Origin of the sequence: Hydrogenophaga sp. (assembly GCF_041633695.1) — a bacterium.
Lineage (GTDB): Bacteria > Pseudomonadota > Gammaproteobacteria > Burkholderiales > Burkholderiaceae_C > Hydrogenophaga.
Map to the genome: position 1 here is coordinate 1 of NZ_JBFJMY010000120.1, position 11,005 is coordinate 11,005.

The following is an 11,005-nucleotide window of genomic DNA, read 5'->3' on the forward strand; positions in this document are numbered from 1 at the left end:
ATCTTCGGACAGCGTGACCTCGGGCAGGCTTTGCACGGCGCTGCGCTGCCGCGCGGCGTTCGCACCCACCTTCATGCCTGCCCCGCCATCGGGTCAGCAGGCCACCACGGGCCAGCGGGCGGTGCCACCCGCGCGGCGTTTTTGCAGAACCGCCCGCAGTGGGCGAGAAGGGAGAACATCGAATGTCGCATCGGCTTGTTGTTGGAGGAGAAGAATCATTATGAACACAGAAACGGCCCGGGCTTGACCGTGCAGGCCGGGCGCCGATCTTGCCGGCAAGCTGCACTCAGGGCGGCGCCACACCGTGGCGCCGCAACACCTCGGCCCAAGCGGCCAGTTTCGAGTCGAAACGCTGGCCCGCGTTGGCCGGGCTGGTAGAAGGCAGTTTGTACACCGGCAAGCCCAGCGCTTCGGTGCGCCGGGCATGTTTGAAGCTTTCACCGCCGTTGTGGGCAATCGCCTCCAATGCCGGGCAGTCTGCACGCAGGCGGCCAAAGTCGTTGGGTTCGCCAGCGCGAATGGCGCTGTCCAGGCTGCCTTCGCGTTCGCAGGCCTGGTACACGTCCCAGACGCCCAGGCCGTGCTGCAAGGCGGCGGCCAGACGCTCGGGGTACGGCAGCGTGGGCAGCGGCATGGACCACAAGACCCCCAGTATTTTCCAGAACTGGTTCTGCGGGTGGCCGTAATACTGCTGGGCGCGCAGCGACGCCACGCCCGGAAAACTGCCCAGCACCAGCAGGCGGGTATGCGCATCGAGCACCGGCGCCAGGCCTTGCAGGCGCGTCATGGCGCAGCCGCCTGCAAGGCCAAGTGCTGCGACCACAGGGCGTTCAAGCGGGGCAGCGCAGTCAGGGCATTGGCGGTGGTCGCCAAGGCCAGCTCGTGGACAGAAATGCCCCGCAGATCTGCCACGACCTCGCCCATGCGCGGCAACTCGGCCGGGCTGTTCACGCCTTGTGCCTGGCCCGCTGCGCGCTGTGCAGCGGTGGTGTACAGCCATTGCGGGGGAATGTCGGGCGCGTCGGTCTCCAGCACCAGCGCCGACAGCGGCAGGCTGGCGGCCAGGCGGCGCAGCTGGCGCGCCGGCTCGAAAGTGACAGCGCCCCCGAACCCGAGTTTGAAGCCCAGACCCAGAAACGCCTGCGCCTGTTGCTCGCTGCCGTTGAATGCGTGCGCAATGCCGCCCCCCGTGGGCAACTCGCGCAGGTGTTTGAGCAGCACATCGGCGCTGCGGCGCACGTGCAGGATCACCGGCAAACCGTGTTGGCGGGCCAGTTTGAGCTGGGCGCGGTAAAAGTGCTGCTGGCGTTCGCGCATTTCAGAGGTGCACAACGCAGGCACAAAAAAATCCAGCCCGATTTCGCCCACCGCTACCAGGCGCGGGTCGTCGCGGTGTGCGCCGAGCGCGGCGTCCAGCGCATCCAGATCGGCCTCTTGTGCTTGCGGCACGTACAGCGGGTGGATACCCAGCGCATAAGCGTCGCCCAGCCGGTGAGCCAGTTGGCGCACGCCATCGAAGTTGCCACGCGCCACCGCCGGCACCACGCACAAACCCACGCCCAGCGCCTGGGCGTGCGTGCGCGCTTGCGCGGCCAAGGCATGGTCGGCCCCGAACTCAGGGGCGTCGAGGTGGCAGTGGGTGTCGATCCAGCAGGGCTTCACGCCCTCCATTGTGACGGCGGGCGAAGCGCCCGAGCCCGCTTCAGGTCAGCACGCCGGTGGTGAGCTGCAACACGCGCCCGCAACGCGCCGCCAGCGTCTGGTCGTGGCTGACCACCACAAAGGCCGTGCCCTGGTCGCGTGCCAGTTCCATCATGAGCTGGAACACGCCTTCGGCGGTGTTGTGGTCCAGGTTGCCGGTGGGTTCGTCGGCCAGCACGCAGGCGGGCTGCGTGACCAGGGCGCGGGCAATGGCCACACGCTGGCGCTCGCCGCCCGACAGCTCGGCCGGCCGGTGGTGCAGGCGTTCGCCCAGGCCCACGCGCTCCAGCATCGCGCGGGCGACGCGGGTCGCCTGTTCGCGCGGCTGGCGCCGAATCCACAGCGGCATGGCCACGTTGTCCACGGCGCTGAATTCGGGCAAGAGGTGGTGGAACTGGTACACAAAGCCCAGGTGCAGGTTGCGCAAGGCCCCTTGCTGCTGCGCATTCAGGCCCGAAAGATCTTGCCCCATCAACTGCACGCGGCCACTGCTGGGCGCATCGAGGCCCCCCAGCAAGTGCAAGAGCGTGCTCTTGCCCGAGCCGGAGGCGCCGACGATGGCCACGGTTTCACCGGCGCGCACGGTCAAGTCCACGCCTTGCAGCACGGTCACATCGAGACGGCCTTCGGTGAAACGTTTGGTGAGGCCTTGGGCCCATAGAACGGCATCGCTCATGGTTTCACTCGTACCTCAGGGCTTCCGCCGGATTCACGCGGCTGGCGCGCCAGCTCGGGTAGATGGTGGCCAGAAAGGCCAGCACCAGCGAAATGATGGCGATCGGCAGCACATCGCTTTGCTGCGGGTCGCTGGGCATGGTGCTGATGAGGTACACGTCCTTGGGCAGAAAATTGGCGCCCAGCGCGTGTTCCAGCGCCGGCACCAGGGTGTCGATGTTGAGGGCCACACCCAGGCCCAGCAACAGGCCCACCAAGGTGCCGATCACGCCCACCATGGCGCCTTGCACCACGAAGATGCCCATGATGCTGCCCGGGCTGGCGCCCAGGGTGCGCAGGATGGCGATGTCGGCGCGCTTGTCGGTCACCGTCATGACCAGGGTGGACACCAGATTGAAGGCCGCCACGGCGACGATCAGGGTGAGGATGATGAACATCATGCGTTTTTCGAGCTGCACGGCGGCGAACCAGGTGCGGTTCTGCCGCGTCCAGTCGGTCACGCGCAGATTGGGCGGCAGGTCGGCGGCCATGGCGATCGCCACCTCGCGCGCCTGGTGCAGGTCTTTGATCTTGACCCGCACACCGGTCGGCCCGGCCACGCGGAAGATGCGCGCGGCGTCGTCCTGGTGCAGCAGCGCCAGCGCCGAATCGTATTCAAAGTGGCCAGAATCGAAAGTGCCCACCACCGTCATCTGGCGGATGCGCGGCACCACACCGGCGGGGGTGACCTGGCCGCTGGGCGCGATCAGGGTCACGCTGTCGCCCGTCACCACGCCCAGGCTGCGCGCGAGTTCGCCGCCCAAAATCACGCCGTACTCGCCCGACACCAGGCGCGGCAACACGGTACCGGCCAGATCGGCCACCAGATCGGTGACGCTGGGCTCCAGCGCCGGATCGATGCCGCGCACCAGCGCACCCTTCATGTCTTCACCCCGCGCGATCAAAGCCTGCGCACCCACAAAGGGTGCCGCCCCGATCACCTCGGGCTGGCGCTGGATTGCCGCCAGGGTGGCGGGCAGGTCGGGAATGGCTTCGCCGCCGATCTCCATGACCTCGATGTGGGAGAGCACGCCCAGCATGCGGTCGCGCACCTCTTTCTGAAACCCGTTCATCACCGACAGCACGATGATGAGCGCCGCCACGCCCAGCGCAATGCCCAGCATGGAGACACCGGAGATGAAAGAGATGAAGCCGTTGCGCCGTGTGGCACGGCCGGCGCGGGTGTAGCGCCAGCCCAGAAGAAGTTCGTAAGGGATTTGCATGAAGCGTGTGGTTATATGGTGGCGATTGTGGCATCCCTGACAATCACGCCATGCCCACCCCGCACCCTGCACTTGAGTCGTCCGCCCATCTACTGGTTCCTTTTGCCTCCGCCAGCGCTCCCGAATGCCAATCTGCCCTACCCGGCCTGGTGCTGCCCAACCTGGACAAACTGCTGCGCGAGATGCGGCCCGACCCGGCATTTGAACGCGTGGCGGGCGACGAGCACAGCCTGAGCCCGCCCCACGAGCGCGAACTGGCGCTGGCGCTGGGCCTGTGCGGCGGCGACGGTGCGCCGTATGGCGATGGCCTCATTCCCTGGGCGGCTGCCCAGAGCGACGCCCCCGGCACGCCGCAGGCCTGGTTCTCGCCCTGCCATTTCCAGGTCGGCATGGAACAGGTGAGCCTGCTGCCGGGTGAACAAATCGCCCTGGATGCGGCGCAGTCCCGCACACTGTTCGACGCGCTCGCACCTTATTGCGCCGAAGACGGCATCCAGCTGCGCTTCGAGTCGCCCACGCGCTGGCACGCCACCAGCGAGCTGTTTCGCCAGCTCACCAGCGCCAGCCTGGACCGGGTGAGCGGACGCCAGGTGGACGCCTGGCTGGCCCCCAGCCCGGCTCATCCGACGGGCCAGCTCACGTTGACGCGCCTGCAAAGCGAAGCCCAGATGCTGTTCTACAACCACCCCGTGACCGACGAGCGCATGGCCCACGGCTTGCTGCCGGTCAACGGCTTCTGGGTGCACGGCGCTGGCGCCCACACCGGCGCACAGGCGCTGCACGCCCCACCCCACATGCCCGACGCGCTGCGCCAGGCCGCTCTGCGCACCGATTGGAGCGCCTGGAGCCAGGCCTGGGCTGCGTTGGACGCCACCCTCATACCGCCTTTGCTGCAACGGGTGCTGGCCGGTGAAGCCGCCACGCTCACGCTGTGCGGCGAGCGCCGGGCACAGCGCTGGATACACGCACCCCGCAGCGCCACGGCCCGCCTGGGCCGGCGCTTGCAGCAATGGATGGGCACCAAGCCCGTCTGGAAAATTCTGGAAGACCTATGAAAATCACCACCCGCGACGTGCCGCCCCGCGCCGCCTGGGCGCTGGAACAAAGCGGCCTGCACCCCTTGCTGGCACGCCTGTTTGCCGCACGCGGCATCAGCAGTCCCGACGAGCTCGACGACTCGCTGGCGCGCCTGATTCCACCCAACCGCATGCTGGGCACCGACACCGCCGCCAAAGCCCTGGCCGACGCCATGGCCGCCGGGCAGAAAATCTGCATCGTCGCCGACTACGACTGCGACGGCGCCACCGCTTGCGCCGTGGGCCTGCGCGGCTTGCGCCTGCTGGGTGCGCCCATGGGTTACGACGCCGTGCGCTACCTGGTGCCCGACCGAGTCACCGACGGCTACGGCCTCACCCCGACGATTGCCCAACGGGTCAAAGACAGTGGCGCCGACTGGCTGGTGACGGTGGACAACGGCATCGCCAGCCTCGACGGCGTGCGCGCCGCGCGCGAGCTCGGCCTGCAGGTGCTGGTGACCGACCACCACCTGCCCGCGGTGCGGGACGGCGAAGTGGTGCTGCCGCAAGACTGCATCATCGTCAACCCCAACCAGCCCGGCTGCGGCTTCGAGAGCAAAGCCATCGCCGGTGTGGGCGTGATGTTTTATGTGTTGCTGGCGCTGCGCGCCGAATTGCGCGAACGCGGCGTGTTTCAGGCGCGACCCGCCGCCGGGCAGCCCCAAGGCGGGGCAGCCCCCTTGGGGGGCAGCGAACCACGCGCAGCGGGAAGCGTGGGGGCAGGCATTCTTCAACCCAAGATCGACGCCTTGTTGCCGCTGGTGGCACTGGGCACGGTGGCCGACGTGGTCAAGCTCGACGCCAACAACCGCCGCCTGGTGGCACAAGGTTTGAAGCGCGTGCGCGCCGGTGCCATGCCGCCCGGCATGAACGCGCTGTTCAACGTGGCGGCGCGCAAGCCCGCCGCCGCCACCAGTTTCGACTTCGGTTTTGCGCTCGGCCCGCGCCTGAACGCGGCGGGCCGCTTGGCCGACATGACCCTGGGCATCGAATGCCTCTCCACCGACGACGCGCTGCGCGCCGACGAGCTGGCGCGCACGCTGGACGGCATCAACCGCGAACGCAAGGCGATCGAAGGCGATATGCGCGACCAGGCGCTGCTGCTGGCCGAAGACATGTTCGACGCATCGGAAGAGCCACCACCGGCGCTGATCGTGTTCGACCCCGACTTCCACGAAGGCGTGGTCGGCATTGTGGCCTCGCGCCTGAAAGACAAACTGCACCGCCCCACGTTCGTGTTCGCCGCCAGCGGAGCCGAAGGCAAGGAACACGAACTCAAAGGCTCTGGCCGCTCGATTCCCGGTTTTCATTTGCGCGATGCGCTCGACCTCGTGGCCAAGCGCCACCCCGGCGTGCTGCTGCGTTTTGGTGGCCACGCCATGGCGGCGGGCTGCACCATAGCCGAAGAAAATCTGGACACCTTCGAAGCCGGCCTGCAGCAAGTGGCCCACGAATGGCTGGACGCCGCCACCCTGCAACGCCGGCTGGAAGCCGACGGTGCGCTCGACCCCAAGTACCGCCGCGCCGACGTGGTGGACACCTTGCACAAAGAGGTCTGGGGCCAGGGCTTTGCGCCGCCGGTGTTCTGCGAAGAGCTGCAAATCGTGAGCCAGCGCCTGGTGGGCGAAAAACACCTGGCGCTCAAAATGAAACACCAGGGCGAGCCGGTGGACGGCATCTGGTTCGGCCACACCGAGCCACTGCCGGCACGCGTCAAGCTCGCGTTCCGCCTCGACGCCGACGAGTGGCAAGGGCAGCGCCGGGTTCGGTTTCTGGTGGAGGCGGCGGAGCTGTAGGACCACCCCCGCGCTGGACTTTGAACCACCCCCGCGCCGCCTGCGGCGTCACCCCCTCCAGGGGGCAACACCTGCGGCCCGGCCGAGCCGGTTCCGCGGTGTTCTGGAACAAGGCACGCGCGCCGACACGAGCTTTGGCCCAGAACCTTGCTGACCCGTTCGTGTCAGTCAGCGACCGAAGCGCGCTTGCAGGCTGGCCTTGCCCAGTCGGTTGGCGTTGATCATGAAGCCCACCAGAGCGGCAGACGCGTCGGGTGGAAGTTCCAGCTTTTCGACTTTGAGCGCGTGCACCACAAACTGATAGCGGTGCGGCTTGTCGCCCTGGGGCGGGCAGGCGCCACCAAACCCGGTGGAACCGAAATCGGTGCGGCCCTGCACCGTGCCGGCGGGCATGCGGCTGCCGTCTTCGGCGCCTGCGCCTTCGGGCAGCGCCGTCACGTTGGCCGGAATGTTGTAGGCGACCCAATGCCACCAGCCCGAGCCCGTGGGCGCATCCGGGTCGTAGACGGTGATCGCGTAGCTCTTGGTGCCTTTGGGGGCGCCCTGCCATTGCAGCGCGGGCGACTGGTTGCCACCATCGCAACCAAAGCCCTTGAAGACCTGTGCCTGGCTCAGCATGGCGCCGGGCTTTACCGATGGGCTTTTGAGCTCGAAGCCCGCTGCGCTCGCGCTGGTGGCCAGGGTCGCGCCCCACAGAGCGAGCACCACGAGACGGTTGTGTATTTGCATAAATTTTCCTTCGAGACGTTGAACAAGTGCGCCCATGTTCCAACCAAGGCGGGCACGGCGCTAGCCGATTGCCGTCAATCTCTATGCCAGTTCTGTCGCGGCGTCTTTGCTCAGGGCACGCCCGCGCAGCACCGAGGGCGCAAACCCCCAGCGCTCCTGAAACGCGGCGCTGAACCGGCTGTGCGATTCCCAACCGCAGCGTTGGGCCACTTCGCCCACCGGTAGGGACGTGGTCTGGAGCAAGCCCAGCGCCGTTTCCAGCCGCACTTCGCGAACCAGAGCCGACACGGTGAACCCTTCGCTTTCCAGGCGGCGGCGCAGGCTGGACTCGCTCATGTGAAACGCCTGCCCCAGCGCATCCACCTTCCAGTCCGCGTGCGGCCTTTGTGCCACCAAGCGCCGTATGCGGTCGGCCCAGCTCAAGGACCCGCCCGGTACAAAGTGGTGGCCCTGTTCGTGCACCAGCAGCAACACCTCCAGCATGCGGTGGCGCATCACGGTATCCGAGACCGGGCGCTGCGGCAGGGTTCGGCGAACGGCGTCGCCCAGTTCGCCATCCATGGACAACACGCAGGCGGCATCCAGGGCTTTCGACGCGCCTTGCGGCATGTCTTTGTGGAAGGCGTGCACCAACTCTTCATCAAAGGCCAGTGCCAGGGCTTCGTAGCGCCCGTCGCCTCTGGGGTCGTTGATCACGTCCCAGGTCGTCCCACCCGCGATCAGAACACCGTGCCCGCAGCCCGCCTCCAGCTGTTCGTCTGCCGTCAACAGCTGCTTGCGTCCGTGTAGCACCAGCACCAACGCGTCTTGGCGAACCGTCAGCGTGCGGATGCGGTGCTGCGCACTCGCCACGATCCGTGCGCACGACCCGAACGCCATGACCCACTCAGCCCGCCAGGGCTTCGCGCACCGCCGCCAGTTGCCGGCGCGACACCGCCAGGCGTTCGTCCACACCGTCGAGGCGCACGGTCCAGCCCTCGCCTTCCACCGGGTCGTTGTGTTTTTCCACCGCGCGCACGCGCCGCCGCGCCACCAGGGCGTTGCGGTGCACGCGCACAAACAGCTGGGCGTACTTTTGCTCCAGGTCGCTGAGCGAGCCGTCGTAGATGTGCTCTTTGTTGGCGGTGCGCACCGTGATGTATTTGAGCTCGGCCTTGAGGTAAATCACCTCGGCCAACGCCACGCGTTCGCTGCGGCCACGCTCCTGGATGATGAGGGCCTCACCCGCGCCCGCTGCCTCGGTGTTTTCACCGCCGCTGACCGCCATCTGCCGCACCACCTTCTGCAGCGCCAATTGCAGCCGCTCCAGCCGCACCGGCTTGGTGAGGTAGTCAACCGCCTCGATCTCAAAGGCCTGCACCGCGTATTCGGTGTGTGCGGTCACAAAGACCACCGCAGGGGGCTGGGGCATTTGCATCAGCGCGCCGGCCAAGGCCATGCCACCCACGCCGGGCATGTGGATGTCGAGCAGCACCAGATCGCAAGGGCCATGCTGCAACTGGTCCATGGCCTGCACCGCGTTGGCGGCTTCGCCCACCACGTCGGCCTCGGGCTCTTTGCAATCGGCCAGCAAGGTGCGCAGCCGGGAACGGGCCAGAGACTCATCGTCGACGATCAGCACTTTCAGGGTCATTTCACACTCCGTTGCGGCCAGCACAGTGTCGTGCACTTACACCGGTATTTCAAGGCGCACCTGGAACACGCCGTCCACCAGGGCGCTCTGAAAACGTCCCTGCACATCGTGCAACAGCGTCAGGCGCTGGCGCACATTGTTCAGCGCCAGGCCATGGCCGGGCTTGCCAGTACCCGCCGGTACGGTGTTGGTCACCTTGATCACCACCACACTGCCACGGCGCTGGGTGCTGATGCGCACCACCGCGCCCTCCGGGCTGGGCTCCACGCCGTGTTTGACCGCATTCTCCACCAATGGCTGCAATATCAGTGGCGGCAGTTTGGCGCCAGACGCGCGTTCGTCCACCGCCCACTCCACCTTCAGACGATCACCAAAGCGAACCTGCTCGATGGTCAGGTAGTGTTTGGCCAACTCCAGCTCCTGCGCCAAGGGCACTTCCTTCTGCGAGTCGGCCAGCGCATGGCGAAACAGCTCGCTCAGGTCTTCCAGCAGACTTTCGGCCTTGGCCGGTTCGGCGCGCACCAGTGCAATGGCGCTGTTGAGTGTGTTGAACAGAAAATGCGGGCGTATGCGCGCTTGCAGCTCGGCCAGTTGGGCCGTCGTGCCCGCCGGGGTACGGGCCTTGGCACGCCACACCAGGGCGGCCACCAGAATCACCGCCACCAGCGCGCCCGAGGCCGCACTGGCCAGCCAGGGTGCGGGATCGAGCAAGCCCATCCAGACCAGCATGCCGCAACCATAGAGCCCGGCCAGTGCGCCCAGAGCGCCACCCGCCACCCATTGGCCCGCCATGGGCAGACGGCCCAGCGCCCGCTTGAGCGCGCAGGTCAAGACCAACCACAGCAAGACCGCAGGCAAGGCCGCGCCGGTCAACACCGCCATCTGGGTCAGCCAAGCCCACCAGTTGTTGGCACCAAACAGGGCCGCCACCACCACCACCGCCTGCACGAACAAAACCGCCCGCAACACCACGCCCACCTGGCAGGCGTCGTACACCAGTTCGCGTGCCAGGCGCGCACGTTTGGCCGCCAGGGCACGGGCGCGCTCGGCCGCGCCGGGCGACAGCTCCTGGAAGGCCGATAGAATTCGGGAGTCTTTCATGGGTATTGCATGTTAGCGGGCTGTGATGAAAAAGACACCCGCCCTGCCCACCGGGCACGAACCATTGTGCACCCTGCCACCGGCGCACCTTGTCCGCCACCCGCCCTTGTTCCCCTCCCCCAGCCACAGGCCCAACACCATGTCCACCAACCAACTCGACAAGAAATCCGAAGCCTGGTCGGCCCTGTTCTCAGAGCCCATGAGCGAACTGGTCAAGCGCTACACCGCCAGCGTGTTTTTCGACAAACGCCTGTGGCAAGCCGACATCACCGGCAGCCTGGCGCACGCCGAAATGCTGGCGGCCCAGAACATCATTTCCGCCGCCGACCGCGCCGCGATTGAAAAAGGTCTGGCCCAGATAACGCAGGAAATCGAAGCCGGCCAATTCGACTGGAAGCTCGATCTGGAAGACGTGCACCTGAACATCGAAGCCCGTTTGACCCAGCTTGCGGGCGACGCCGGCAAGCGCCTGCACACCGGGCGCAGCCGCAACGACCAGGTGGCCACCGACGTGCGCCTGTGGTTGCGCGCCGAGATCGACCTGATCGCGGAACTGCTCGGCGAGCTGCAAACCGCGCTGGTGGACGTGGCCGAAAAGAACGTGGAAGTCATCATGCCCGGCTTCACCCACCTGCAAGTGGCGCAGCCGGTGAGTTTTGCCCACCACTTGCTGGCCTATGTGGAAATGTTCGCGCGCGACGCCGAGCGCATGAGCGATGTGCGCCGCCGCACCAACCGCCTGCCGCTGGGCAGCGCCGCGCTGGCGGGCACCACCTACCCGCTGGACCGCGAGCGCGTGGCGCGCACGCTGGGCATGGTGGACGACAGGGGCGAACCGCAGGTGTGCCAGAACAGCCTGGACGGCGTGAGCGACCGCGACTTCGCGATCGAATTCACCGCCGCGGCCTCGCTGTGCATGGTGCACGTCAGCCGCTTCAGCGAAGAACTGATCCTGTGGATGAGCCAGAACTTCGGCTTCGTGAAGATCGCCGACCGTTTCACGACGGGCAGTTCGATCATGCCGCAGAAGAA

At 67.0% G+C, this 11,005-nt stretch carries 11 protein-coding genes; 3 read left to right on the forward strand and 8 right to left on the reverse strand.

Translation table 11 applies throughout. The features are described from left to right. Window positions 1-286: 286 nt before the first annotated feature. The 4 genes from ABYB95_RS09590 to ABYB95_RS09605 are packed head-to-tail and all read right to left on the reverse strand — an operon-like array spanning window position 287 to window position 3,638. Window positions 287-787 carry a DNA-deoxyinosine glycosylase gene (locus ABYB95_RS09590; protein WP_372658248.1) on the reverse strand — a complete coding sequence of 167 codons (501 nt, stop codon included), beginning with the start codon at window positions 785-787 and terminating at the stop codon, window positions 287-289. After that, on the reverse strand, window positions 784-1,662 hold the full coding sequence (locus ABYB95_RS09595) for a TatD family hydrolase (protein WP_372658249.1): 879 nt from the start codon (window positions 1,660-1,662) through the stop codon (window positions 784-786). Before ABYB95_RS09595 ends, ABYB95_RS09590 begins: the two co-directional genes overlap by 4 nt. A 40-nt stretch (window positions 1,663-1,702) precedes the next feature. After that, window positions 1,703-2,377 (reverse strand): lipoprotein-releasing ABC transporter ATP-binding protein LolD, encoded by a 675-nt coding sequence (lolD, locus tag ABYB95_RS09600; protein ID WP_372658250.1) that lies wholly within the window; start codon window positions 2,375-2,377, stop codon window positions 1,703-1,705. 4 nt (window positions 2,378-2,381) lie between these two features. After that, window positions 2,382-3,638 carry a lipoprotein-releasing ABC transporter permease subunit gene (locus ABYB95_RS09605; RefSeq protein WP_372658251.1) on the reverse strand — a complete coding sequence of 419 codons (1,257 nt, stop codon included), beginning with the start codon at window positions 3,636-3,638 and terminating at the stop codon, window positions 2,382-2,384. A gap of 50 nt (window positions 3,639-3,688) precedes the next feature. Here ABYB95_RS09605 and ABYB95_RS09610 point away from each other — a divergent pair, with 50 nt between their 5' ends. Both ABYB95_RS09610 and recJ read left to right on the forward strand, forming a co-directional pair. Further along, the gene (locus ABYB95_RS09610) at window positions 3,689-4,693 is read left to right on the forward strand and encodes a phosphoglycerate mutase (protein ID WP_372658252.1); all 1,005 of its coding nucleotides are present in this window, start codon (window positions 3,689-3,691) and stop codon (window positions 4,691-4,693) included. Beyond that, window positions 4,690-6,510 (forward strand): single-stranded-DNA-specific exonuclease RecJ, encoded by a 1,821-nt coding sequence (gene recJ, locus ABYB95_RS09615; protein WP_372658253.1) that lies wholly within the window; start codon window positions 4,690-4,692, stop codon window positions 6,508-6,510. Before ABYB95_RS09610 ends, recJ begins: the two co-directional genes overlap by 4 nt. A 168-nt stretch (window positions 6,511-6,678) precedes the next feature. Here the strand turns inward: recJ and ABYB95_RS09620 are convergent, their stop codons facing one another. The 4 genes from ABYB95_RS09620 to ABYB95_RS09635 form a co-directional block, all read right to left on the reverse strand. Then, window positions 6,679-7,239 carry a YbhB/YbcL family Raf kinase inhibitor-like protein gene (locus ABYB95_RS09620; RefSeq protein WP_372658255.1) on the reverse strand — a complete coding sequence of 187 codons (561 nt, stop codon included), beginning with the start codon at window positions 7,237-7,239 and terminating at the stop codon, window positions 6,679-6,681. Between the two features lie 81 nt (window positions 7,240-7,320). Further along, a complete protein-coding gene (locus ABYB95_RS09625) occupies window positions 7,321-8,118 on the reverse strand; it encodes a helix-turn-helix transcriptional regulator (protein ID WP_372658256.1) in 798 nt (265 codons plus the stop codon). A 7-nt stretch (window positions 8,119-8,125) separates the two neighbouring features. Beyond that, a complete protein-coding gene (locus ABYB95_RS09630; RefSeq protein WP_372658257.1) occupies window positions 8,126-8,872 on the reverse strand; it encodes a LytR/AlgR family response regulator transcription factor in 747 nt (248 codons plus the stop codon). A 36-nt stretch (window positions 8,873-8,908) separates the two neighbouring features. Next, entirely contained in the window at window positions 8,909-9,973 is a 1,065-nt protein-coding gene (locus ABYB95_RS09635; protein ID WP_372658259.1) for a sensor histidine kinase, read from the reverse strand. A 139-nt stretch (window positions 9,974-10,112) separates the two neighbouring features. Between ABYB95_RS09635 and argH the strand changes: the two genes are divergently transcribed. Continuing rightward, window positions 10,113-11,005: argininosuccinate lyase (gene argH, locus ABYB95_RS09640; protein WP_372658262.1), on the forward strand; the 893-nt coding region annotated here is incomplete at its 3' end.